We start from the raw sequence: 23,672 nt of genomic DNA, 5'->3' as shown, positions 1-23,672 counted from the left end.
TATGAGGCCCTGCTTGAAGCCAAGGGCGTTGAGCTTGGCGGTGCTGGCAAGGTTGGCAAGGGCGGCCGCAAACTCAGCTACATCGCTACCGTGCAAGGCAATGGCAACCTGCTGATCGGCAAGGCCTACACGGCACTGCTTGATCTCAAGCCCGGCGATGAGTTCGAGATCAAGCTCGGCCGCAAGCAGATTCGCCTGATTCCCGCCGGTGCCACCGACGAAGACGAAGAGTGATAGCCGCGTCCCCATTTGACGCTGCTTAAGCATCTGTTAATTGTTTCCCCCGGCTGGTCCGGGGTTTTTTTGTCTTGCCGCCCACGACTCTCTGGTCAGGCGGCTAGGGCGATTTCACTGCCAAGCTCGGCAGCCAGCGCCTGATAGTCATTCGGGTTGCAGGACAGCAGGATCAGTTGCATGCCGTGGTTGGCCCCTCGGCGCAGCATCAGCTGCAGCGCTTGCAGGCGCTGTTGATCGCTGTTGGCAAAGGCGTCGTCGAATATCAACGGCAGGCAATCGTCGTAGGCGGGTTGGAGCACCTCCGCTATGGCCAAGCGCAGGGCGGCGGCTAATTGTTCGCGCATGCCTCCACTTAGCTGCTCGAAGCCAAAGCGGTGTTGGCCCTGTTGAAGTTCGAAATTGCCAAACCCACTTTTGGGGTCAAAGTCCAGGCTTGCCTGGTGCCTGCCGCTTTGCAGGTAGTGGAGGTAGGGCCCAATGGCCTGCTCCAGAGGTTCGCTGTAGCGCTGGGAGAAATCCTGGCGGGTCTGGTGAAACAGGTTCTGCAACATCTGCAATGCCTGGGTTTGGAGCTCTAGTGCCTCCAGATCTGCCTGGGCCGACTCCCAGGCGGCCTGGCGATGTTCCACTAATGCCGCTGGATCATCCGAGCCAAGAGTGAGGCAGCGTTGCTCGTTTTGGCCGCGGCTGGTGAGCAGGGCGTCTTTCTCGCTATCTAGTAGGCGTAGGCGCTGCTCGATGGCGCCGCCAGCTGGCAGCTTGTCGAGCAGTTCGTTATCCAGGGCAGACAACTCCGCCTCTTGGATGAGCAGGGCCTGGCGGCTGTTGTTCACCGCATCAGTTAGTTGCTGCGCATCACCGTGACTGGCTTGTAGGGCTAGTTGGCGTTCCGCCAAGGTGCTCAGGGAGCCCGTGAGTTGCTCGAGGTTTCGCTCCAGTTCCTGGCTGCTTCGGTGCTGCTGCTCGAGCTGCTGGCGCCAGCTTGTGCGCCCGGCTTCGGCCTGCTGCTGCTTTTGACTGAGCTCGTTGGCTTGTCGCCGCAGCTCCTCGATCCAGGCCTCGAGCTCCGCGCGCCCCTGGGGCAGCTCGCCGCTTTCGGCCAGGCTCTGGCGCTGCAATTGATGGTGTGCCAGCCGGCTGAGCAGGCGCTGACGCCTCGGCTCGAGGGCGGTGATCTGCTCTTCCAAGCGACTCCAGGGGATGGCGCTGGCCGCTTGGCGCAGGTTGGCCAGCTCGAGCTCCAGGGCCTGGCGCTGCTGGGCAATCACTTCTGCCGCTTCGCTATTGGCCACGCCAATGGCGCTCTGCAGCTCGCGCAGAGCCGCGCCGCTGTGCTGCAGGGCCGCTGCAGCTTGGGCGGTCGCCTCCCCTCCTCCAGGGCTGATGCGCAGCCGAACCCCGCAGCCCACCGCCAGCTCGGCGCTGCCATTGAGCTGAACCGTTTCCCCAGGGGATAGGGGCTGGCCGGCGAGGCTTACGGGCTGATCTGTCTCAATCAAGCTGACCGCTGTTGCCATGGCCTGGCTGCGGGCTTCGGCCTGGGCCCATTGCTGTTCGGCCTGTCGCAGGGCCTTCACCGCGGCGACATCGATTGGGGCCAGCTGGGCAAGGCTTTGCTTGCACTGTTCCGCCTGGAGCTGGAGCCGCTGGAATTGTTGTTGATGCTCTAGGAGCTGCTGAGCCTCCCGCTCGAGGTTGGCTAGATCGAGCAGTTGCTGGGCCAGTTCGAGACGCTCGACCTGTTGCTGCTGCAGGTTTTTCAGCTCCTGGCAGGCCTGGTCTGAGCTTTGGTAATTGGCTTCCAAGCTGCGGAATTGCTGTTGCCGGCTGCTGCGTTGCAGCTGCCATTCCTGTTGCTGCGCTCCTAGCTCGCCCAGCTGCCGCTGCACCGCTTGCAGCTGCGCCTGGGCCTGCTCAAGATTGCTCAGTTGCTGGCGCAGGGGTTCGATCTGGGCTCGCCGCAGCCGCACCTGGGCCTCCAGCTGGAGAGCCCGCTGCAGCTGCGGCCGCTCCTGGGCTTCGATCAATTGCAACCGTTCACCTATTTGGCGCAGCTGCTCCATGGCCGCTTCCAGCTCAGCTTGGAGGGCTTGGGCCTGCTCCAGGTTCAGTAGGGCGTCTGAGCAGCGCTGGCGGGCAGCGGCCAGGGGGGAGCCAGCCTTCACCTTGCCAGTGGCCGTGAACTGCTGGTCGAGCCGGGCCTGCAGCTGCTCGCTTACCAGGCGGTCGAGGGGGGATTCCAGGGCTGCGGCAGCCGCGCCCCGCTGCTGCAGTTGTTGTACCAGCTGTTCAACGTCGTAGGCCTCGCTGGGGCTGCCCAGCAGGTTGGTGCCGGCCTCCCCCTGGCGCACCCAGAGGTGGGCCCAGCGCAGCGGCAACTGACTGTGGCGCCTGCCCTCGATTGGCCCATCCACCCCCAGTAGACGGGCCAGCTGCTCCTCCGCCGCCGCCCCCCGCAGGGCCAGGCCCGCATCGCTACTGAGCTGGCAGGTGCCACTTGCCCCGGAAAAGCGCTTGCGTAGCTCCCAGCGGGCGCCGGCCGCCTCGAAGCTCAGCTCCACCTCCGGCAGGCCGCTGTGCAGGCGGGAGCGCATTTCGTCTACCGCCCGGCCCGTGGCACTGGCCTTGAGGAACAGCACCTTGTGCAGGGCCTCCACGACCGTGCTCTTGCCCGCCTCATTGGGGCCGCCCAGCAGGGTGAAGCGGGGATCGAACTGGAGCTCGAGCTGCTGGTGCAGGCGCACCTGGCGCAGGGTGGCGTGGAGCAGGCGCATATTTAGACCTGCAACTGGGCCACGGTCTGGTGCAGCTCGCTGAGGGCTAGACGCAACACCGTGGGGTCGGCGTCGCCAGGGGCCTTAAGGCAGCGATGCAGCTCTTGGGCAACCCGGGCAACCAGGGGGTCGCCGGGGCGCTGGGTGAGCTCGGCTAGTTCGGCATCTCCGGGCGCCGCTTCACAGCGACCACGCAGTTTCAGGCGCAGCAGCTGGGCATCTAGGCGCTCCAGCAGTTCCGCGTAGCGGCGATGGCCAGCCAGGCTGAGGCTGCCGCCTACCTCCAGCAGCAGCAGGTCGCTGCCGATGCGCCCGCCAAGCAGGCGTTCCAGCTGGGCCTCGAGTCGCTCAAGGTCGCTCTCTTGCTGCAGTTGGATGCGCAGGGGATGCCAGTTCAGCGCTCCGGTGGCCAAGGGGCTCACCTGGGGCACCACGCCCCGCCCAAGCTGCACCTGCAACACCTGGCCGCAGCGGTAGTCGGCGCTGCGGGGAAAGCGATCTGCTTCGGGGGTGCCGCTGTACCAAACCTTCTCGGAGACCCGTTTGAGGCCGTGCCAGTCGCCTAAGGCCACATAGTCAACATGCTCCAACCAGGCTCCCTCCAGCCGCAAACGGTTGCTGGCATCGCCGGGGTTGTCGTCGTCTGGCTCGCCAGCGGCATCAAGGTCGGTGGCACCAAAGCCGTGAACCGAGCCATGGGCGAGCACCAACCGGGGCTTGTTTTTAGGCAGCTCATTCCAGTTGAGGCCGTTGAGCCAGCCGCAGGGATCGCATGCATCAGTGCGACGCAGAAGCGGGCAGGGCAGCACCACCACACTTGCCAGTTCGATGGGTGTGGCCTCCAGCAACACCTGCAGGTTGGCGGCGCGGCGCCCCTGCTCCGCCTGGAAATAGGGCGTATGCCACACGCTGCCTGGGGCACCGTGGTCGTGGTTGCCGGGGATCACCAGCACGGCACAAGGGATCGTGCCGATGGCGGCACACACGGCACTTACATCCGCTGCGCCAGGCGTGGGTGAGTCGAACAGATCCCCAGCTACCACTACTAAGTCAGCTGCTGTGGCGGCGGCGTGGGTTGCGATACGGCCGATTGCCTGGAGCCGCACCTGGCGCAGCAGGGCGCGTTTGTCTGGATCGCTGACCCGGGCATAGGGCTTGCCGATCTGCCAGTCGGCGCTGTGCAGCAGGGTGACGGGTGGCAAGGGGCTAGCCAGGACCCAGGTGGCGGCGTAAGACCCTGTTTAGCGCCTGCAGGCGCACACTGGAATCATCGATAGCAAGATTCCCACGGTGCTTCAGAAGCTGTTGCGGGGGTTGGGGTTGGCCAGATTGGCGTTGTTAGCCGTGGTGATGGCGGCGCTGGTCATCAGCGCAGAGCCGTCTTGGGCTGCCCCTGCGGCGGATGGGGCAGAGCTATTTGCCAACCATTGCGCTGGCTGCCACGTAAACGGGGGCAATATCATTCGCCGCGGCAAAAACTTGCACCTGGCGGCCCTAGAGCGCAATGGCATCGATGGTCCGGAGCGGATCGCCGTAATTGCCGCCGCCGGCCAGGGCCAGATGTCTGGTTATGCAGCCGTGCTTGGGGAAGGGGGAGCAGAGGCGGTGGCGGGCTACGTGTGGCTGCAGGCCCAGCTGGATTGGCCCAAGGTCTGAACTTGCTTCAGAAGGCCTGGATCCAGGGATACACCTGCACCTCAGTCCAGATGCCATTGCGCCAGTAGACATCTGCCTTGACCAGGGCTTCAACCTTCTCTTTGCTGTCGGCCTCGTAGATCCCGAACACATGGGTGCTGCCTTCGGTGGGGCCCAGGGTGATCAGGGTGCCGGCGTCTTTAAGGCTCTGCAGTCCGGCTAGGTGCTCTTCCCGATAGGGGCCGCGCTTTTCGAGGGCGTCATCGCAGTAGGTACCCCAGAGCACGAAGCGCATGATGTTGGGAGTTATCGGGGCCTGACATTACGGGGTTACCTGCTTTCTGGTTGCCGATCAGGGGTGTTAAGAAGGGTGTCTTAAGATCCCAAATTCCCGTGCTTCGCTCCTTTCTCGTTCTTGCTAGCGCTGCCTTTTTCGCGGCTCCTGCCCAAGCCAACATGATGAAGCAGATCATTGTTGGCAAATGCTCCAGCGCCATGCAGGATGAATTCAAGAAGGCAGGCAAAACACCACCTGCTGGCATGGTCGACGAGACCTGTGGCTGCATTGCCGACGGCTACAGCAAAGGCCAAAGCTTGGATCAGGCCAAGTCCGTCTGCGTTAAGCAGTCAACTGCCAAATACAACCCTTGAGTCTTAGGGCTGTGAGCTATCCCGCTTACCCCCTACCGGGCCCAAGCCAGCGGTTGGCGAAGGTACTCAGCCCAATCATTCCTGAGCTGGCTGCCCTGGTGCACCAGACCCCCGGCACCCTGTCGCTGGCCCAGGGAATGGTGGGCTGGGATCCGCCACCAGGCGTAGCCCTTGCCGTGGCCGAGGCCCTGGCGACCGGGGGGCCAGCGCTGCACCGTTACGGGCCACTCCTTGGTGATCCAGAGCTGCTGGCGGCAATCACCGCCAAGCTCACCAACCAGAACGATCTCGACCTCACAGGGGCTGAGCTGCTGGTCACAGCCGGCAGCAACATGGCTTTCAACGCGGTAGCTCAAGTGATCGCAGCGGGCCCCCCAGGGGAACCCAGCGAGGTGATCCTGCCTGTGCCCTTTTATTTCAACCACGTGATGGCGGTGCAGCTGGCCGGTGCGGTGCCAGTCCCGGTGCAGGCGGGCCTGATACCCGATCCAGAGAGGCTGGCGGCGGCAATCACCCCGCGCACCAGGGCCATCGTCACCGTGTCGCCAAATAACCCCAGCGGCGTGGTGATTCCGGCCCAGGTGTTGGCGGCGATCAACCAGCTCTGTGCGTTGCACGGCCTGTTTCACATCAGCGATGAGGCCTACGAGCAGTTCGTTTACGGCGAGGAGCCCCACTGGAGCGCCGGTTCCCTGCCGGGCAGCGCCGCCCACACCGTGTCGCTGCATTCGCTCTCGAAGGCCTACGGCCTGGCGGGCTGGCGGTTGGGCTACATGGCCGTACCGCAGGCGCTGCTGCCTTCCTTGTTGAAGGTGCAGGACACGGTGCTGATCTGTCCGCCCCGACTCACCCAGCACGCCGCCCGGGCCGCCCTAGCTGCCGGTCCGGCCTGGTGCGCGCCCCGGATCGCAGCCCTGGCGAAGCTGCGCCTGCAGCTGCTGGCTGCCGTGGCAGAGCAGCAGGCCCAGGGCTTGCCGGTGCGCTTGCTGGCCCAGCCCGATGGGGCCTTCTACGCCCTGCTGCAAGTTGCTGTGCCGTTGCCGTTCGATGCGGACACGCTGATGCGGCGGCTGGTGCTCGAGCACCGGGTGGCGACCCTGAGCGGCGGCAGCTTCGGGCTGGATTCAAGCGACGCTGGGCCGGTGTTGCGGCTCAGCTACGGCCTGCTCGACGCTGCGGATCTGGCTGAGGCCCTCGATCGCCTGTTCAGCGGCCTACGCCGCCTGGTGGCTACAGCTGGCGGGCTTAGGACGCTCCAGCACCAGCATTCGGTTGTTGGCCGGCAGGGGCAGATCGGCTAGGAGGTCGAGACCGAGGTTTTGGCCTTGCTGCACCAGCTCAATGGCATCACGCACCCCCATGGCTGGATCGAGACTGCGCAGGTGCTGGTCGAAGGCGGCGTTGCTGGCGGCAGTGTGTATGCCGCCGTCGTGGAAGGGGCCGTAGAGCAGCAGCAGCCCGCTAGGCCGCAACACCCGCGAGGCTCCGGCTAATAGATGGGTTACGGCCGCGGCCGACATTATGTGAGCCGTATTGGCACTAAATACAGCATCGAAGCTCTGGCAAGGCCACTGCCCAGCGTCCGTGACATCCAGGGCGATGGCGGCTGGCAGCGTGGGGCTCAGGGCCTCCAGCTGGGCCTGCAGATCCGTGAGGCTCTCTTGGCGTTCACTGGTCTGCCAGGTAAGGCCTGCGATCTGCTGGCAGAAGAAAGCTGCGTGCTGGCCGCTGCCTGAGCCGATCTCAAGTACTTGGGCGTGAGCCGGCAACCACTCTTTAAGCACAGCCAGGATCGGCCCTTTGTTGCGCTCGCAGGCGGGGGAAAAGAGCATGAGGGGCTTAAGCGTCGAGCCCGGCCCGCAACTCGGCGCAGAAGCGCCCGGCCGCGGCGGCAACGTCGCCCTGCTGGCCATGGGCGGCCGCCATCACTTTCACTAAGGCACTACCCACAATTGCTCCATCGGCGCCCCAGTCGCGCACCTGACGGGCTTGCTCGGGGTCGGAAATGCCAAAGCCCACGGCGATTGGCGTATCTCCCAGGGTCTTGAGCTGGCCCACCAGATCGCCCACCCGGGATTCAAGGTTTGTGCGCACCCCGGTCACGCCGGTGACGCTCACCAGGTAGGTGAAGCCGCGGCTTGCCTGATGGATTCTTCCCATGCGCTCGGCTGGCGTGGTGGGCGCCACTAGCAGCACCAGATCGAGGCCGGCAGCTGCTGCGATTGCTGAGAGTTTCTCGGCCTCTTCAAGGGGTAGGTCGGGCACCACCAAGCCGGCGGCTCCGGCGGTGGCGGCGGCGGCACAGAAGGCCTCCATGCCGCGGTTGAGCAAGGGGTTGCTGTAGGTGAACAGCACCACGGGCATGGTCAGTTCACCCTTGAGGGAGCTGAGCATCTCCAGCACCCCGGCTGGAGTGGTGCCAGCTTTCAGGGCTCGGCTGGCGGCGGCCTGGATCACCGGTCCATCGGCCAAGGGATCGCTGTAAGGAATGCCGAGCTCCACAAGGTCGGCGCCATTGGCCTGCAGGGCCAGCAGGCTGGCCCGGGTGTGGGCCAGATCCGGATCGCCCGCCATCAAAAACGGCATCAGGGCGCAACGTCCCTGTTGGCGAAGGGAGATGAAACGCTGCTGGATTTGGGTAGGGGCGGCAGACACAGCAGCGATAAGGGCTTCGGCCAGTGAGCCTATGTCTCGCCCTGGGGAGCTTCTGGCAGCTGGCCCGTTTCGCGCAGGAGTCGCTCCTGCTCTTCGGGGCTGAGGGCGTCAAACTTGCGCTGCAGAGCTGCCGTGGTGAAGGCGTCGTAGGCCTCGCGGTATTGGCGCCGCTGCTGGATAAAGGTCATTTTGCCTGTGACCACCCGAAATAGGTAGCTGCCCGTCCAGGCGAGTACCAGCACCATCAGCAGGGCAGAGGCGGCGATACCAGCAGAAAAGCCCTCAAAGCCTCCGGCCTGAAAAAGCCAATAACCGCCACCGCCCAAGCCAAATACCCCTAGGGCCAGCAGCAGGGCCCGTCCGTTGGTCATGAGAGCACGTTGCCCTGGCCTGCCATGCGCAGGTTGATGAAGGGAGCAAACAAAATCAGACCAGGGAAAAACAGAAACACCAGTCCGTAGACCCCGAAGCGCTCGAGCTTGCCCATCACTGTCCAACGCTTGATCATCCAGGCGTAAAGCAGCAGGGGCACGGCCACTAGATAGGCGCCTGCGATCAGGGCATAGGCCACCAGCACCAGCAGTAGATCAGGCGAAACGGATTGAAGAAACCCGGGCAGCTGCACGGCAAACCTTCTTGTTGCCACCAATTTAGGATGGCCAAGCAGGGGGCATGGCGGAATTGGTAGACGCAGCGGACTTAAAATCCGCAGACGGCAACGTTGTGGGGGTTCAAGTCCCCCTGCCCCCATCGATTTTGGTTGGACTTGCCTCGTGCTGATTCGAGAAGTTTTGAGTGGTCGCTGGAAGCTGCTGCTGCTGGTGAGCGCTGTGGCGATTGTGGTGCCGCCTGAGGCGGCGGGCCCTTTCAAGCTCCCCTATTTCCTGCTTTGCGGCCTGGCCCTGATCCCTCTGGCCCAGATCACAGCTGAGCTGGTCGATCGACTTGTGCACCGCGTTGGTGAGCGGTTGGGAGGTCTGCTGAACGTCACTCTGGGCAATTTGCTTGAGCTGGTGATCGCCCTGACGGCCTTGAAAAGCGGCCTCTACGACCTGGTGGTGTTGAGCATTGCCGGTGCCGTGATCACCAACAGTCTGTTGGTGCTCGGAATCAGCACGATCGTGGCTGGGAGGCGGGAGTTGGTGGTGGATCTCAATCGCCACAGTCGTGGCCTGAGCACCCGCCAGTTGCTGATAAGTGTGATTTTGATGTCGGTCCCCTCGATCTTTTTCTGGGACTCGATGCACCCGATCACCGAGGGCGGCAACGTATTTGATCTATTTGCTGTCTACTCCCTGGTCGTAGCGGTGATTGTGATGCTGGCTTATCTGCTTTCCTACCTATATCAACTGGGTACCCATCGGGGGCTCTTTGCTGTTGAGAGGGAGCTGGCAGAAGCTAGTGCTACCAGCGAGTCCCAGGCATCCCTGCCGGCAATTGTGGGGGTGCTGGTTTTGGTGGCCCTGGCCATTGCCGGGGTTTCGGAGCACTTGGTGGCTGGGCTCGAAGATCTGGTCAAAGGCAGTGCGGTCACCCCCCTATTTGTGGGCATGTTGTTGTTGCCGTTGTTTTCGGCAATCCCAGAAGCTCTGGTCGCCTTTCGGGCGGCCAGTCGAGGTCGCATGGCGCTGGCGATGGCCAGCACCGTCGAATCCAGCGTCCAGTTGATGTTGTTCGTATTGCCAGTCCTGGTGTTGCTCGGACCGCTAATGGGGCGTTTCCTACACCTCACCTTCCCGCCCCAGGCCCTTGCCTGCCTTGGGGCCACCGCCTTTGCAGTGCACTGGGTCACGGAAGGGGATTCCCTGACCTGGTACCAGGGTTTGCTGCTGCTCAGCATCTATACGGCCCTGTTCGTGGGTGCTTTGTTGCTTAAACCCATCATTTGAATTTCTCAAGCGAAGGGGTACCTGCTCTCGGGCTATGGTTGAGGGGTCTGGCAGAAGCCGGCTAGCTCTAAGAGCTTGCGCAGGCCAGAACAAGCACCATGCATCCCCTGCGCTTCCTGGGGAAGGCCGATCAGTCTGCCAAGTCAGATCTGTAGGCCAAGTCAGCTCAGTCCAGTTTGATTGTTCTGCTTAGCGATTGCTCCGTGTGAATTCCCCTTATGGGAATGGCAATCCTTCGGTGCGAGATCCATATCGATTCACTTTTCCATGTTTATTGTTTCCCCGTCCCCATCCCGCTCAAGCCGCACCAGCTATCCCAGCTGCCCGCTGCACTCCCGTCCCCAAGGACGTCCCCCCTCCCAACCGCTCACTTGGGAGGAGTTGCTAGGCCAGCGCTGAGCAGGGCCGCAAAGCGGCTGCCCTCGTCTCCAGGGGTGTCTAGGTGTTTAACAGCACATCCAGATGCTCGCCCCAGCGCAGCGTCAACTCATGCAGTGCGGCGTTTTGGTCAGAACCAGCGAGCCAGCTGATGTTGAGAAATACCGTTTGGCTGCTTTCTGAAAAATGGCTGCGGGCCCCTGGCAATTCGTCGTCTGCCATCAACTCCACCGTTGGCAGACCACTGAAATCGCCCTGGGCTAGGGCCTCAGCCAAAGTTGCCAGAGACCAAGCAGAGCTTGGCGTTTGGTTGCGGTCATGGGGCCTGCAGGCGCTGCCGCTGCAGGTAGACACGAATCAACTTTTCGTCCATCAGCCCCTGGCGCGCCAGAGGCGCTTCATTGCAGCGCTCGAACAGGCCCAGCAATGTGGAGGCCTGGAAGCTGAAGCCCTGATCGGCGGCTATGGCCACCACATCAGGAGCGGTAATCACATCGTTGAGCTGGTCGCGCAGGGCACCATCCTGCTGAATCTGGCCCAGAAAGGTAAAGAGGCTTTCGAGCTCGTCGGGCTGGGCCGAGGCAGCTGCGGCAATTGTGACGTCAGGATCAATCACTCGAAATGTCTGTCTAAGTTCTAGAGAAATCGTAGGTCGCAGTCCACGGCTTGGCCCCTGTCGGCGGCTCGATTGTACAGAATCCCTATATCGATTCTTCGGCAGCCCTCACCGAGGCCACTTTGGCCAGTGGCGAGTTGTTTGTGAGCGGCGGGCTCCTCTGCCTTGCCCTGTTGTTGAGTACTTACCAGATTGTGATCGCCCCAACGGTGGCTTCTCTAGGCACCAGCGTGCCAGGGCTTTTAGAGAGTTTGATCTCCACGATTCAAGACTGCGGCGATATCGCCATCAGCAAACTTCTGGATAACAATATTTTTAACGTCTTGGTGGTGGTCGGTCTTTGCAGTGTGGCCTCTGCTGGCGAGGGCCCCATGGTGCTTCCGTTAATAGTTAAACGCGATTTCCCGATTACGATGATCATTGTCCTGGCCCGGCTCGGTGGGCGTTGGGTGCCCCTGGATCGGATCCTCGAAGGGTGGGAGAGCAGCCAACTCGATTCAGGTAACGGTCTCTAACAATGGATCTCACCCCGCAGCAGCGGCGCGCCGCCACCCTGGCCACCCCACTTGGCCATGCCTTTTTCCCGGCCGAGGATCCGGGCCTGCAGGCATTGGCCGCCTTCGGCGTGTTTGCGGTGGGTTACCTAATGCGGCCCGTGGGCAGCCTGGTGCTCGGCCCGATCGGCGACCTGCTCGGCCGCCGCAACATGCTCAGCCTCAGCATCGTGCTGATGGGCGCCGCCAGCCTGTTGATTGCCCTGTTGCCGACTCATTCCCAGTGGGGTTCGGGGGCGGGGCTGGCCCTGGCTGGGCCTACTCATGGTGCAAGGGTTTTCGGTGGGCGGTGAATTCACCGGTTCGATGACCTACGCCACCGAAGCGGCCCCCCCTGGTCAGCAGGGCTTGCTGGCCAGCCTGGGATTCTTCACCGTGGCCCTGCTGGCCCGCTCCCTCGGCAATGCCGCCATGGATGCCTGGGGCTGGTGGAGGTGCGTCAGCAGGGTCCGCTGGTGCTGCGCATCATCGCGTTGGTGTCCTTCGCCAACGTCGTGTTTTATGTGCTGTTTGTATATCAGGTCGACTACAGCGCTCACCAGGCCGGCTCCAGCCTGGCCCAGGCAAATACCACCTCTACCGTGATCCAGACCCTGGGCCTGCCCTTAGTTCTACTGGGCGGCGTGCTGGCGGATCGCTGGGGCAAATTGCAGGTCAACCGTCTTGGCACGCTGCTGCTCGCCCTGGTGGCGCCGATCGCCTTGCCTGTGGTGCAGTTGGCTGGCCCCAGCGGCCTGGCTGTGGGTCAGCTGCTCGGGGTGTTGCCCGTAATGATCGCCATGGGCGGGCAGGGGGGTGCTGGCAGTGGAGTAGGTGTCAGTGCGGCAGCGCTGCACTGTTTTTTCGATCGCCTACAGCTTGGCGATGGCCCTATTTGCTGGCACCGCTCCAGTGGTGTGCAGCTGGCTGCTGGAGGAGCAGGGCTGGCAGTGGGGGCCGGCCCTCTATTGCTGTCTGTTTGCCCTGCCGGCTTGGTGGGCGCTGAAGGGCCAAGGCCCAAGGCCCTCACCTAGGCGTGGGGGGCTTTTTTGCCGCCAGCCACCAGCCAGGCGCTTAGGGCCAACAGCAACACACTGCCGCTGAATACCAGCAGGTTGGTGGTGCTGTTATGGATTGGGAAGATCAACATGGCCTTGAAGGCGGACACTATCAACGCCACCACGATCACCTTTACCAACTTTTCCTTGAGGTCATCGAGGCTGCGAATGTCGAGCAGGCCGCTGCCGCCGTCTTTGCCGTCCTCGTGCGCCGCTTCAATGTTGGAGATCAGCAGCTCATACACCCCGTAGCCAAAGATCATCAGGGCGATGCCGATCAAGTAAAGGTCGACTCCGCCCACCAACTTGCCCAGCTGCACGGCGATTGCGTAACTGGTGTCGCCAGAGCCTTTGAGCAGCGCTTTCAGGGCACTAAGCACCTCCAGGGTGCCGGCAAGGTATGCGGCTGCAGCACTGAGCAGGCTCATCACCACCGGCACAATCGCGATCAGCCGGAAGCGCCACAGCCAACGCTCAAATATCCACTCGAGGCGATGTGGACGGTGAGCCATGGCTCTGATTAAGCGCATTAGGGCGCCACACTAACCTTGAACTAGTACTGCGCCGTGAGCGGAATCATCCATGGCCCTGCTACACCGGCTTAATGCCGTCCTACCCCTGATCGCGTCCCTAGTCTTGGTTGGCTGCGCCAGTGATGGCGGCAGCGTTCAAAGCCAGAAAATGGCCGCTATCAAGGCTCGGGGCAGCTTGATCTGCGGCGTGGACGGCAAGCTGCCGGGTTTCAGTTTTGTGAGTCCTGACGGCAGCTACAGCGGCCTGGACGTAGACATTTGTAAGGCAACAGCGGCTGCGGTTTTGTCGGACCCCGCCAAGGTGAGTTTCCGCGACCTCAGTGCTACCGAACGCTTTGCAGCTTTAAGTAGCGGTGAAGTCGACCTCCTTTCCCGCAACACCACCATGAGCCTCAGTCGCGATGCGCCTGGGGGTAATGCTCTTGCCTTTGCCCCCACCACCTTCTTTGATGGCCAGGCCGTGATGGTGCCGGTTAGTAGCGGCATTCGATCCCTTAAGGATGTCGTCGGCAAGCCGATCTGTGTGCAGACCGGAACGGCATCAGAGCTCAACCTGGCTGACCGGATGCGGGAGCTCAATGCCGCCTATACGCCACTCAAATTTCAATCGGGTGAACAGACCTACGCCGCCTACCTGCAAGGGCGCTGCGTTGCCGTCACCACCGATCGCTCCGGGCTAGCTGCAAAGCGAACCGGTTTCCCAAGCCCTTCGGCGCACATCCTGCTTCCTGATGTGTTGAGCAAGGAGCCCTTAAACCCCGCCACTGTTAATTCCGATCCTGCCTGGGCTGATGCTGTGCGCTGGGTCGTATACAGCCTCATTCAGGCAGAGGAGATGGGCATCACTGCCGCCAACATCGACGCAAAGGTGGCAGAGGCCAAGGCAAACAAAAACCTCGCCCAGTTGCGTCGTTTCTTTGGAGTGGAGGGCGACCTTGGTAAGCAGCTGGGGTTGCCTGCTGATTTCGTGGTCCGCACGGTGAAGGCTGTGGGTAACTACGGCGAGGTGTTTGAGCGCAATGTGGGCACGGGATCACCCCTCAAGCTTGAGCGAGGTGTCAACAAGCAATGGCGCGAGGGTGGCCTGATGTATTCGCCACCCTTCCTGTGAGATTCGATAGCGCCGGCACGCTGCCATGACCAGCCGATCTGAAGTCACCCCCTGGTGGCGCAACCGCCGCTACCTGCCCTGGCTAGTCCAGGGCGTGGTTGCCCTGCTGGTGGTTGTGGTGGTGGCTTTTCTGTTCACCAACCTGTTGCTCAATCTCACCAGCAGGGGCCTGCTGCTCAGCTGGAGCTGGCTGGGGCAGCCAGCAGGATTTGATCTGGCTGAAACTATCCTGCCGTTTGATGCCAGCCTTCCCTACTGGCGAGCCATGCTGGCAGGGCTGGTCAACACCCTGCGGGTGGTGATAACGGGCTTAGTGGGTGCGACGGTATTGGGCACCCTTATCGGCACTGCTTCTTTCAGCAGCAATGGGCTGCTGCGAAGACTGGCGCGTGTGTATGTGGAGGTGATTCGCAATATTCCTCTGCTACTGCAGCTGATGTTCTGGTATTTCGTGGTGTTTCTGGCCTTGCCGAATGGCCGCGACGCACTGCAGCTGCCGGGCCTAGTGCTCGCCAAATCAGGACTTTATTTGGGCTCCCCCGAACTGGTAGATGGGGTATGGCAGGCCCCCCTGCGCTTCACCGTTGAATTTGGGGCTCTGCTCACCGGGTTGGTGGTTTATTCCGCTGCCTTTATTTCCGAGGTGGTGCGCGGCGGTATTGCCTCTGTGCCTAAGGGGCAGTGGGAGGCAGCCACCTCTCTGGGGTTTTCGCCCCTGCTGACCCTGCGGCGGATCGTTTTGCCCCAAGCCTTGCGCGTGATTGTGCCGGGACTCAATAGCCAATACATTTCACTTGCTAAGAATTCCTCACTGGCAGTGGCCTGCGGTTTCACCGACCTCTATTCCGTTTCCGAAACCACCCTCAATCAAACCGGCCGTGCAGTTGAGGTGATGTTGATCCTGTTGGGTTCTTACTTAGTGATCGACCTCGTGATTTCTGCATTGATGAACGCGCTAAATAGCCTGGTGCAGCTGAGAGAGCGCTGAAATGGCAAGTACAGCTCCCCTGGTGGTGCGAGCGAGTCCCTTTCGCAGATTGCAAAAGGAGCTCTTTGGCAGCCGAATCGATGGCCTGATTTCGATCGCCTTGCTGGCAGCCCTGCTGGCAGTAGGCCTCGGCTTTTTCCGCTGGGCCCTCTTCCAGGCCCAATGGGCTGTGCTCAGTGCCAACAGCACCCTGTTTGCTGTAGGTCGCTACCCAGTTGAGCAGCAGTGGCGCCTATGGCTGCTCACTACCTTGCTGGCCCTGGCAACCGGACTGAGTTGGGGTCTGTTTAGGGCTTTCCCAGGCTCCGGTGCTGTTCGTGCTCTTTGGCCCCGCAATGACCGCTGGGCCGCCACAATTTTGGTGGCGCTCGCCCTATGGCGGCCCATGGCCCTACAGCTAACCCTTGCAATCCAGGCGCGTTGGTGGGGTATTGCTGCCCTCTTGCTTCTCGCCCGCTTGGCCGCCGGGCGCTACGGCCCAGCCATTCCCCAGGCTTGCCGCCGGCTGATTCCCCTGTTTTGGCCCCTGCTTTATCTGGTGGGCATGATGCTGATTAGTGGCGGCCTGGGGCTGGTGCAGGTGCCGCCTTCCGAGTGGGGTGGCTTGCTGCTCACGGTGTTGATGGCCACCTTTGCCATCCTGTTGTGCTTTCCCCTGGGGGTGCTGCTCGCCCTTGGTCGCCGCAGCGAGCTGCCGCTGCTGCGCTGGGGCTCGGTTATTTACATCGAGTTCATCCGCGGGGCACCACTTATTACCCTGCTGTTTCTGGGGCAGAACATCCTCGGTTTCCTGCTACCAGGCGGCCTGGCTCCAGATCGGGTTTGGCGGGCTGCCTGGGTGCTCACCTTCTTCGCTGCTGCCTATGTGGCTGAGGCGGTGCGCTCCGGGTTGGCTGCCGTTCCTGCGGGTCAACTGGAGGCGGCACGCTCCCTGGGGCTGCCCATGCCGCTCGCCCTGATCCACGTGATGCTGCCCCAGGCCATACGAGTTGCCCTGCCAGCCACGGTGGGCCAATTCATCACCCTGCTGCAAGACACAACCGTGCTCTCCTTGATCGGCCTGCTTGACCTACTCGGCACCGCCCGTACGGTGATGGCCAACCCAATGTTTCTCGGTAAGAACGCGGAGGTGTATTTAGTGCTCGCTATTTTGTTTTGGACTTGCTGCGCTGCCCTTGGGCTGGGCAGTCGTGCCTTAGAAACTCGCCTTAACCCCCATTCCCCCTCTGCTCCACAGGCATGACCAGCTCACCCGCCCTGATGATCGAGGCCCGTGGGGTCGAGAAGTGGTATCCCAACGGCTTCCATGCCCTACGTGGTGTTGATCTATACGTGCACCAAGGTGAGGTGGTGGTGATCATGGGACCGTCGGGCTCGGGTAAGAGCACTTTTCTGCGCACCTTCAACGCCATGGAGGATTTTCAGAAGGGCTCAATCGTGGTGGATGGCATTGAAATCAGCGACGATTTGCGCCGCATAGATGCGATCCGCCGGGAGGTTGGCATGGTGTTCCAGCAGTTCAATTTGTTTCCCCACCTCACGGTGCTCGACAACCTCACCTTGGCGCCGGTGAAGGTGCGCAAGCGCCCTAAAGCTGAGGTGGAGCGCCAGGCCCTTGAGTTGTTGGAGCGGGTTGGGATCGCCGAGCAGGCCCACAAATTTCCAGGCCAGCTTTCCGGCGGCCAGCAGCAGCGGGTGGCGATTGCTCGCTCGCTTTGCATGGAGCCCCGCATCATGTTGTTTGACGAGCCCACCAGCGCCCTAGATCCCGAGATGGTGCAGGAGGTGCTGGCAGTTATGCAGGAGCTGGCCCGCGACGGCATGACCATGGTGGTGGTAAGCCATGAGGTGCGCTTTGCGCGTAAGGTTGCAAGCCGAGTAGTGCTTATGGCTGATGGCGAGGTGGTGGAGGAGGCGCCGCCGCAGCAGTTTTTTACTAATCCGCGCCATGAGCGCAGTAAGCAGTTCCTCAGCCAGATCAGCTGATTCCTTCCTAATTATCCATTCCAACTACTTCTGATTTCATGACAACTCCCATGCCCCAGAACTGGCATGCCATCGATGGGCAATCCTGCCTGCAGGAGCTGCAGTGCGGGGAGGCTGGGCTGAGCACGGCAGAGGTAAGCCGGCGTCTGGCCGCTACTGGCCCCAACCGGCTTGAACTTGCAGCTGGTCGCAGCAACTTGTTGATCCTGTGGGACCAGTTCAGCAACGTGATGTTGATCATGTTGCTGGCGGTTGCTGCTGTTTCCGCCGGTGTGGCCTATGTGGAGCAGAAGTTCCCTAAGGATGCGATCGCGATTGTGGTGATCGTTGCTCTCAATGGCCTGCTGGGCTATCTGCAGGAGAGCCGGGCCCAGAAGGCCCTGCTGGCACTGCGCGATATGTCCCAACCCCAGGTGCAGGTGCGCCGCGACGGCCAGTGGCAAAAGTTGTCGAGTGAGGAGCTGGTGCCGGGCGACCTGATCCGCCTCGAGGCCGGCGATCGGGTGCCGGCTGATGGGCGCCTACTCGAGACGGCTGATCTGGGAGTGAGAGAAGCCGCCCTCACTGGTGAGTCGGAGGCCGTGTTTAAGCGAGCCGAGTTGGTGCTGGATTCAGCCACACCGATGCTGGAGCGCCAGAACTGCATGTTCCAGGGCACCGAGGTGGTGCGGGGTCGGGGGGTGGCGGTAGTGACCTCTACCGGTATGGCCACTGAGCTGGGTCAGATAGCCACCCTGATCAACACCGCTGGCGGCGAGAGCACCCCCCTGCAGGAGCGGCTCGATGGTCTAGCCAAGGTGCTGGTTGGCACAGCCTTGGCTCTGGTAGCAGTTGTTGTGGGCCTTGGGTTGCTGCTGGGTCAAGACCCGTTCGACCTGCTCGAAGTTTCCCTATCGATGGCGGTGGCGATTGTGCCCGAGGGCTTGCCGGCCGTGATCACCGTCACCCTGGCTATCGGCACCCAGCGCATGGTGCGGCGTGCTGCCCTTATTCGGCGTCTGCCAGCGGTGGAGGCTTTGGGCTCTGTCACCGTGATCTGCTCCGACAAAACCGGCACCCTCACCCAAAATCGCCAGGTCGTTCAGGAGCTGCGCTTCGGCAATCAATCGGTGCTGGTGGGTGGCAACGGCTACGAGCCCACCGGCGAATTCACGACAGCACTCCTGGCAGCACCTGAGGCTCCCTTGGCCGGGGCCCATCCTGGTTTGCAGAATCTGCTGCTGCAGGCCGGTGTGCTCTGCAGTGATGCCGAGTTGCGCCAAGGAGCAGAGGGGGTATGGGAGGTGCTTGGCGACCCCACGGAAGGAGCCTTGGCCGTGGTTGCTGGTAAGGCTGGTTTCGACGATTTCGAGCTCAGGCAGCGCTATGCCCGCAAGGCCGAGATTCCTTTCAGCTCAGAGCGTCAGTTGATGGCGGTATGGGTGAATGATCCGGATGGCAGCCTCCAGGCTCCCCTCGGGGCAGCGGCAGAAGGCTCCCATCAGCTGATGATCAGCAAGGGTGCCCCTGAAGTGATCCTGGCTAGCTGCAGCAGCTGGCTGGATGGTTCCGGGGTAGTGGCGCTCAGCCCCAATCAGCTCCAGTGGTGGATCGATCAGGCCCGCGACCTCGCGGCTTCGGGTTTGCGGGTGCTGGCCTTTGCCTGTTCTCCCCACCATTCCAGTCCGGACCAAGACCTCTCTGGTTTGGTGTTGATTGGCCTGATGGCCCAGCTGGATCCGGCACGGCCCGAGGTAACTGAGGCGGTGGCGATCTGCCGCGGTGCTGGCATTCGGCCCGTGATGATCACCGGCGATCACCCGCTCACCGCCAGGGCCATTGGTTCAAAAATTGGTCTAACCACCCTCGATGGTGAGGTGGTGCTGGGGCGGGAACTGGAAGCTTGCAGTGATGAGGAGCTGCGCGCGGTGGTGGCTCGCTGCAGTGTCTATGCCCGGGTGCCGCCTGAGCAGAAGCTGCGCATCGTTAAGGCCCTGCAGGCCAATGGCCAGGTGGTAGCGATGACGGGAGATGGGGTTAACGACGCCCCTGCCCTTAAGCAAGCCCATATCGGTGTAGCCATGGGCATCACTGGCACGGAGGTGAGCAAGGAGGCATCCGACATGGTGCTGCTGGATGACAACTTCGCCACGATTGTTAGCGCGGTGGAGGAGGGGCGACTGGTGTACGCCAATATTCGCCGCTTCGTTAAATACATTTTGGGTAGCAATGTCGGCGAGTTGGTCACGATTTCGGCGGCACCCCTGATTGGTCTGATTGGCGTTCCTCTAACTCCTTTGCAGATCCTCTGGATGAATCTGGTTACAGACGGGGTGCCGGCCCTAGCTCTGGCCCTCGAGCCGGCGGAGGCCGGCCTGATGGACCGGGACCCTGCTCGACCGGGTGAATCGATCTTTGCCAGGGGCATTGGTCGCTACATCGTGCGAGTTGGTGTGGTGTTCGGCTTAATGACGATTGCCATGATGGTGTGGATATATCGCACCCAGGGCGTGGATGGCCCCTGGAAAACCATGGTGTTCACCACCTTATGCCTGGCCCAAATGGGTCATGCCCTGTCGGCTCGTAGTGATCGCCCCTTGTTGCAGGTGAACCCCTTCAGTAATCCCTGGCTGCTCTGGGCGGTGGTGTTCACCAGTGGCCTCCAATTGCTGCTGCTTTATGTGCCCTGGCTGTCCCGTTTCTTTGGCACAGAGCCCCTGGCCTTTGCCGATCTGATGGTGTGCGTTGGGGTGAGCCTGTTGTTCTTCATCTACCTCGAGGCTGAGAAGGTTTTGCGGCAATGGTTTGGTCGCCGCCGGGCTAACACCCCTGCCGCAATGAATTGATGGCCGATCTGTCCGCCTTGATGGAGAAGCTTCCCCAGCTTCTCCTGGCGGCGGTGGATGCCAACCCGCTTCTGGGATATGGGGCTATCGCCCTGGTGATGTTGCTGGAAAACCTGGTGCCACCTATTCCTTCGGAGGTGGTGATGCCGCTGGCAGGCTTTCTGATCCAGCAGGGAAGGCTGCAGCTGTTTCCTGTAGTGCTGGCTGGCCTGTTGGGCACGGTGCTGGGGGCTTGGTTTTGGTATGGAATCGGCCGTCTAATCAACGAGGAGCAGCTTGAGCAGTGGTTGGCAAACCATGGCCGCTGGTTTGGCTTGAGGCCTGCGGACCTAGCCCGCAGCCGCCGCTGGTTCAATCGCCACGGAGTAGCGGTGGTGTTTTGGGGGCGGATTATCCCCGGGGTCCGCACGCTGGTGTCGTTGCCAGCTGGCATCGAGATGATGCCCCAGCCTTTGTTTCTGATTTGGACTACGGCAGGCAGTCTGATTTGGATATTGTTGCTCACGCTTGCTGGTCAAACGCTGGGGGCTGGTTACGCAGGTGTTGCAGCTGCCCTTAAACCATTTACCAGCGTTCTAGTTGGGATATTTTTGACGGCTGCAGTTTGCGGATTGCTGTGGCTGCTTTTGAGGTGGATTGGCAAGAAATTCCGCTGGCGGTGAAATCAGTGTTTGATCAAGTTGAGCTTAGATCCCAAATTGGCGGCAGATCAGCCAGGGAACAACGATCGCAAGGCCGATTGTGAGTGGCGCCCCGTAGCGCGCCATGTCCAGAAAGCGATAGCGACCAGGCCCAAACACCATCAGGTTGGTTTGGTAGCCGATCGGGGTGAGAAAGCTCTGGCTGGCCGCGATGGTGATGGCAAAGATGAAGGCCATCGGTGGGAGCGAAAGACCCTGGGCTATGGCGGTGGCGATCGGCATCAGCAATACCACGGTGGTGCCGTTGCTGAGGGCTTCGGTGAAGAGTTGGGCGATCACGAAGACCACGAACAGGACCCCATAAGCCGACCACCCCTGAAGGCCATGCAGCAGATCCTGCGCTAGAGCCTCGGCCAGGCCAGTTTTCTGCATCGCTTCGCTGAAGCAGGAGAGGGAACCCAGCAGCAAGATCACGTCCCAACGGATGGATCGCTGCAGTTCCCCGGGTCGCAGGCAGCCAGTAGCCACCATCACCACCACTGCCAGGAGAACCGCTGCCATCAGGTTGAGCACTTTGAACAGAGGCAGGATGATCACCAGGGCTGCTACCAGAACCGCCACCCATTTGCGGTTGGTGGTGGGCATGTCCTTTTCCAGTTCTTCCAGCAGCACCAGATCGTTGTTGGCCTGCAGGCCACGAATGGCATCGAGGGGCGCCTGCAGCAGCAACACATCGCCGGCCTGAAGCACGACTTGACCGAGCAATTCACGCAGCACCTGGTTGCCGCGACGCACCGCCAGCAGGGTGGCGTTGTAGCGCTGCCGGAAGCGAAGGTCTCGCACGCTGGTGCCGGTGATCGTGGAGCCGTTCGGCAGAAGCACTTCCACCATGCGCATACTGGTGACCTCGGGATGCTTCAGTTCCTCAAGGGCTTCCTCCTGCTCCGCCGGCGGTGACACCACCACCGTGCGCTCCTGCTGAAGCCGCAGCAGGGTTTCCCGATTGCAACGCAGCACAAGGCGATCGCCCACCTGGAGAGTGCGGTCGGCTAATGGGGCGCTGTAGATCTCGCTGCCGCGCTGCAGTTCGAGCACGTCCACGTCGTAGCGGCGCTGCAGACGGCTGTTGTGCAGCGAATGGCCCGCCAGCTCGGAGCCTTCCGGCACCAGCACCTCGGTGAGATAGCCCTCCCGGGCGAGGGATCCCAGCAAATCGCCATCGTCGAGGCCGCGATCTGGCAGGAGCCGGTCGGAGGCCCACAACATGTAGAGGCCCCCTAGCAGCCAGACGGGGATGCCGATGGCTGTGAAGCTGAACAGCTCGAGAGGACCAAAGCCGAGTTGGCGACTCACATCGCTGGCCAGCAGGTTGGTGGAGGTGCCGAGCAGGGAGATGGTGCCGCCCAACACCGTTGCAAACGACAGAGGCAGCAACACCTTCGAAGGGGATACGCCGCGCCTGTGGCACCAGCCCTCAACTACTGGCAGCAGGGTCGCCACGATCGGGGTGTTGGGGATAAATCCGGAGATCGGCGCCACCACCCCCACCATCAGGGCGATCATTCGTTTGGGACTGCGGATGGCATCGCTAGCGATCAGGGCCCTCAGCCGATCCAGTGCACCGCTGCGGAACAGGCCCGCCGACACGGCGAAGAGGCCCATCAAGGTGATCAGGGCGGGGCTGCCGAATCCCTGCACGGCCTCATCGGGCTTGAGCACTCGGAAGGTCACAAGCAGGGCTGCCGCCAGCAACCCAGTGACTTCAGGGGCTAGCCATCCGGTCACGAACAGCAGGATCGCCAGGGCAAACACCGCCAGGGTGATGGCCCCAGCGGGCTCCATGGCGGCGGTAAGAAAAGCATCCATAAGGCACGACCCCAACACTCGAAAATATACATCGGTTACTAGATGGGATATAGGGAGATTGAGATTGGTTGGCCGGCCTCGGGTGTTTTTGCTCGCTTTCAGCCCCCGACAATTGATGTCATCGGCCAGCCAGTGGGTCTATCAGGCTTCAAGCTCATAGGGTTTGGGTACATCCATGGGCCGCCTGCTGCGCTATGTGCGTTTCCCGCTGCTGTGCTGTGCCGTGGGCCTGGTGGCAGTTTTCGTCAGCCATGGTGGTCTGAGCCCTGCGGGTCTTGAGGCCACCTGGCTCACCCTGGTGCTGCTGGCGCTGGAGATCAGCCTCTCCTTTGATAACGCGGTGGTGAATGCGCGGGTGCTGGAGCACCTCACCCCAGGCCAGCAGCGTTTTTTCCTCAGTTGGGGTCTGGTGATCCCGGTGTTTGGAGTGCGTTTTCTGGGGCCTTTGCTGCTGGTGAGCCTGGCTGGGGGGATCGGTCTGGGGCAAGCCCTCGACGCGGCTCTGCATCACCCCGAGCAATACCACGCGCTACTGGAGTTGGCTGAACCGCGGATCCTCGCCTTCGGGGGGATGTTCCTGTTGATGGTGTTTCTGCGCTATTTCATCGATGAGGCCAAAACACTGCACTGGGTGGAGGTGCTCGAGGTGCGTCTGAGCAGCGCCGGAAGGGTTCCCTCCCTGGAGGTCGCTCTGGGGTTAATTATTTTGATGGGTGTGGCCTTTGTCCTGCCTGGCAGTTTGCGCAGCGATGTTCTTTTTGCGGGTCTGATCGGCCTGCTGCTGCAGATCCTGAGCACTTCCCTGGCGGAATTCTTCGGCGGCGGAGATCCGGCGGCGGGAAGTATGGCTGCCAAGAGCGGTGTTGCCAGCTTGATCTACCTCGAGTTGCTTGATGCCTCCTTCAGCCTCGATGGCGCGATCGGCGCCTTTGCGATCACCACCGATCTGGCGCTGATCATCACAGGCCTTGGCCTAGGAGCGCTCTTTATTCGCTCGCTCACGGTGATGCTGAGCCGGGAGAAGGCCCTCGACCAGTTGATCTATCTGGAGCACGGCGCCCACTACGCCATCGGCGCGCTGGGGTTGTTGATGCTGGCCGGGATTCCCTTGGCCCAGCACAACGTGCATGTACCCGAATGGTGCGCCGGGCTGATCGGCATCGGCCTGCTCGTCGTAGCTTTCTGGGATTCCATGCGTCAGAGGCAGCGGGCCTGAGACCGCTCGCTCAGGCGCTCACCACCTCATCGGGTGCAGGCCATGGAGGCCAACTCTCCTGCCTAGGCCAGGAGGATGCC

The 23,672-nt window shown here is 61.9% G+C and carries 26 protein-coding genes and 1 tRNA gene; 16 read left to right on the top strand and 11 right to left on the bottom strand.

All coding sequences use genetic code 11. From position 1 onward, the window contains the following. A partial coding sequence (locus KBY72_RS02970) for an AbrB family transcriptional regulator (protein WP_254993037.1) occupies positions 1–234 on the top strand: 234 nt, incomplete at its 5' end. A gap of 95 nt (positions 235–329) precedes the next feature. Here the strand turns inward: KBY72_RS02970 and KBY72_RS02965 are convergent. Together KBY72_RS02965 and KBY72_RS02960 are read right to left on the bottom strand one after the other, a co-directional pair. After that, positions 330–3,011, bottom strand: coding sequence for an AAA family ATPase (locus tag KBY72_RS02965; RefSeq protein WP_254993036.1), 2,682 nt, complete (start codon positions 3,009–3,011; stop codon positions 330–332). Between the two features lie 2 nt (positions 3,012–3,013). Then, entirely contained in the window at positions 3,014–4,213 is a 1,200-nt protein-coding gene (locus KBY72_RS02960) for a metallophosphoesterase (protein ID WP_254959618.1), read from the bottom strand. An 88-nt stretch (positions 4,214–4,301) separates the two neighbouring features. Between KBY72_RS02960 and KBY72_RS02955 the strand changes: the two genes are divergently transcribed. Next, a complete protein-coding gene (locus tag KBY72_RS02955; protein WP_396121785.1) occupies positions 4,302–4,667 on the top strand; it encodes a c-type cytochrome in 366 nt (121 codons plus the stop codon). Between the two features lie 7 nt (positions 4,668–4,674). Here KBY72_RS02955 and KBY72_RS02950 read toward each other — a convergent pair whose 3' ends face one another. After that, a complete protein-coding gene (locus KBY72_RS02950; RefSeq protein WP_254932341.1) occupies positions 4,675–4,941 on the bottom strand; it encodes a YciI family protein in 267 nt (88 codons plus the stop codon). A gap of 98 nt (positions 4,942–5,039) precedes the next feature. On the opposite strand from KBY72_RS02950, the gene KBY72_RS02945 reads away from it, so the two are divergent. Together KBY72_RS02945 and KBY72_RS02940 are read left to right on the top strand one after the other, a co-directional pair. Beyond that, the gene (locus KBY72_RS02945) at positions 5,040–5,297 is read left to right on the top strand and encodes a hypothetical protein (protein WP_254959617.1); all 258 of its coding nucleotides are present in this window, start codon (positions 5,040–5,042) and stop codon (positions 5,295–5,297) included. An 11-nt stretch (positions 5,298–5,308) separates the two neighbouring features. Then, the gene (locus KBY72_RS02940) at positions 5,309–6,598 is read left to right on the top strand and encodes an aminotransferase class I/II-fold pyridoxal phosphate-dependent enzyme (protein WP_254993035.1); all 1,290 of its coding nucleotides are present in this window, start codon (positions 5,309–5,311) and stop codon (positions 6,596–6,598) included. Here KBY72_RS02940 and KBY72_RS02935 read toward each other — a convergent pair. From KBY72_RS02935 to KBY72_RS02920, 4 genes are read right to left on the bottom strand one after another with little or no spacing between them, the layout of a single operon-like run. Continuing rightward, positions 6,512–7,129, bottom strand: a complete 618-nt coding sequence (locus KBY72_RS02935; protein ID WP_254993033.1) for a DUF938 domain-containing protein — start codon at positions 7,127–7,129, stop codon at positions 6,512–6,514. The genes KBY72_RS02940 and KBY72_RS02935 overlap by 87 nt on opposite strands. 7 nt (positions 7,130–7,136) lie before the next feature. After that, a complete protein-coding gene (gene trpA, locus KBY72_RS02930; RefSeq protein WP_254959614.1) occupies positions 7,137–7,952 on the bottom strand; it encodes a tryptophan synthase subunit alpha in 816 nt (271 codons plus the stop codon). A 29-nt stretch (positions 7,953–7,981) separates the two neighbouring features. Beyond that, a complete protein-coding gene (locus tag KBY72_RS02925; RefSeq protein WP_254959613.1) occupies positions 7,982–8,323 on the bottom strand; it encodes a DUF3007 family protein in 342 nt (113 codons plus the stop codon). Then, complete coding sequence (locus tag KBY72_RS02920; RefSeq protein ID WP_254941772.1) at positions 8,320–8,577, bottom strand: NAD(P)H-quinone oxidoreductase subunit L; 258 nt, start codon at positions 8,575–8,577, stop codon at positions 8,320–8,322. The genes KBY72_RS02925 and KBY72_RS02920 overlap by 4 nt, the downstream gene beginning before the upstream one ends. A 41-nt stretch (positions 8,578–8,618) precedes the next feature. Between KBY72_RS02920 and KBY72_RS02915 the strand changes: the two genes are divergently transcribed. Both KBY72_RS02915 and KBY72_RS02910 read left to right on the top strand, forming a co-directional pair. Beyond that, positions 8,619–8,702 (top strand) — tRNA-Leu (locus tag KBY72_RS02915). Positions 8,703–8,725: 23 nt separating this feature from the next. Then, positions 8,726–9,841, top strand: a complete 1,116-nt coding sequence (locus KBY72_RS02910) for a calcium:proton antiporter (protein WP_254993031.1) — start codon at positions 8,726–8,728, stop codon at positions 9,839–9,841. Positions 9,842–10,279: 438 nt separating this feature from the next. Here KBY72_RS02910 and KBY72_RS02905 read toward each other — a convergent pair whose 3' ends face one another. Continuing rightward, on the bottom strand, positions 10,280–10,495 hold the full coding sequence (locus KBY72_RS02905) for a hypothetical protein (protein WP_254959610.1): 216 nt from the start codon (positions 10,493–10,495) through the stop codon (positions 10,280–10,282). 40 nt (positions 10,496–10,535) lie between these two features. Beyond that, on the bottom strand, positions 10,536–10,835 hold the full coding sequence (locus KBY72_RS02900) for a Nif11-like leader peptide family natural product precursor (protein ID WP_254959609.1): 300 nt from the start codon (positions 10,833–10,835) through the stop codon (positions 10,536–10,538). 50 nt (positions 10,836–10,885) lie between these two features. Here KBY72_RS02900 and KBY72_RS02895 point away from each other — a divergent pair, with 50 nt between their 5' ends. The 3 genes from KBY72_RS02895 to KBY72_RS02885 all read left to right on the top strand — a co-directional run bounded on the left by KBY72_RS02895 (position 10,886) and on the right by KBY72_RS02885 (position 12,402). After that, positions 10,886–11,350: a hypothetical protein gene (locus tag KBY72_RS02895; protein WP_254959608.1), complete on the top strand. Its 465-nt coding sequence runs from the start codon at positions 10,886–10,888 to the stop codon at positions 11,348–11,350. Between the two features lie 2 nt (positions 11,351–11,352). After that, positions 11,353–11,682, top strand: coding sequence for a hypothetical protein (locus tag KBY72_RS02890; protein WP_254959607.1), 330 nt, complete (start codon positions 11,353–11,355; stop codon positions 11,680–11,682). 135 nt (positions 11,683–11,817) lie between these two features. Then, complete coding sequence (locus tag KBY72_RS02885; RefSeq protein WP_254959606.1) at positions 11,818–12,402, top strand: hypothetical protein; 585 nt, start codon at positions 11,818–11,820, stop codon at positions 12,400–12,402. Here the strand turns inward: KBY72_RS02885 and KBY72_RS02880 are convergent. After that, positions 12,399–12,938 (bottom strand): YqhA family protein, encoded by a 540-nt coding sequence (locus KBY72_RS02880; RefSeq protein ID WP_254959605.1) that lies wholly within the window; start codon positions 12,936–12,938, stop codon positions 12,399–12,401. The two genes, KBY72_RS02885 and KBY72_RS02880, sit on opposite strands and share 4 nt — an antisense overlap. A 70-nt stretch (positions 12,939–13,008) precedes the next feature. On the opposite strand from KBY72_RS02880, the gene KBY72_RS02875 reads away from it, so the two are divergent. From KBY72_RS02875 to KBY72_RS02850, 6 genes are read left to right on the top strand one after another with little or no spacing between them, the layout of a single operon-like run. Continuing rightward, on the top strand, positions 13,009–14,070 hold the full coding sequence (locus tag KBY72_RS02875; RefSeq protein WP_254959604.1) for an amino acid ABC transporter substrate-binding protein: 1,062 nt from the start codon (positions 13,009–13,011) through the stop codon (positions 14,068–14,070). Positions 14,071–14,095: 25 nt separating this feature from the next. Next, complete coding sequence (locus tag KBY72_RS02870) at positions 14,096–15,058, top strand: ABC transporter permease subunit (protein ID WP_254959603.1); 963 nt, start codon at positions 14,096–14,098, stop codon at positions 15,056–15,058. A 1-nt stretch (position 15,059) separates the two neighbouring features. Next, on the top strand, positions 15,060–16,301 hold the full coding sequence (locus KBY72_RS02865; protein ID WP_254959602.1) for an amino acid ABC transporter permease: 1,242 nt from the start codon (positions 15,060–15,062) through the stop codon (positions 16,299–16,301). Further along, positions 16,298–17,044 carry an amino acid ABC transporter ATP-binding protein gene (locus tag KBY72_RS02860; RefSeq protein WP_315859516.1) on the top strand — a complete coding sequence of 249 codons (747 nt, stop codon included), beginning with the start codon at positions 16,298–16,300 and terminating at the stop codon, positions 17,042–17,044. The genes KBY72_RS02865 and KBY72_RS02860 overlap by 4 nt, the downstream gene beginning before the upstream one ends. A 38-nt stretch (positions 17,045–17,082) precedes the next feature. Next, positions 17,083–19,869: a cation-translocating P-type ATPase gene (locus KBY72_RS02855; protein ID WP_254993030.1), complete on the top strand. Its 2,787-nt coding sequence runs from the start codon at positions 17,083–17,085 to the stop codon at positions 19,867–19,869. Further along, on the top strand, positions 19,869–20,531 hold the full coding sequence (locus KBY72_RS02850; protein WP_254959600.1) for a DedA family protein: 663 nt from the start codon (positions 19,869–19,871) through the stop codon (positions 20,529–20,531). The genes KBY72_RS02855 and KBY72_RS02850 overlap by 1 nt, the downstream gene beginning before the upstream one ends. 24 nt (positions 20,532–20,555) lie before the next feature. On the opposite strand, the gene KBY72_RS02845 is transcribed toward KBY72_RS02850, so the two are convergent. Then, positions 20,556–22,376: an SLC13 family permease gene (locus tag KBY72_RS02845; RefSeq protein ID WP_254959599.1), complete on the bottom strand. Its 1,821-nt coding sequence runs from the start codon at positions 22,374–22,376 to the stop codon at positions 20,556–20,558. A 175-nt stretch (positions 22,377–22,551) separates the two neighbouring features. On the opposite strand from KBY72_RS02845, the gene KBY72_RS02840 reads away from it, so the two are divergent. Further along, positions 22,552–23,592, top strand: a complete 1,041-nt coding sequence (locus KBY72_RS02840) for a DUF475 domain-containing protein (RefSeq protein ID WP_254959598.1) — start codon at positions 22,552–22,554, stop codon at positions 23,590–23,592. The last annotated feature ends 80 nt before the right edge of the window (positions 23,593–23,672 follow it).

The sequence above is a fragment of the Cyanobium sp. BA5m-21 genome (genome assembly GCF_024346235.1).
GTDB lineage: Bacteria > Cyanobacteriota > Cyanobacteriia > PCC-6307 > Cyanobiaceae > Cyanobium_A > Cyanobium_A usitatum.
This window is presented reverse-complemented; position numbering and strand designations above follow the sequence as displayed.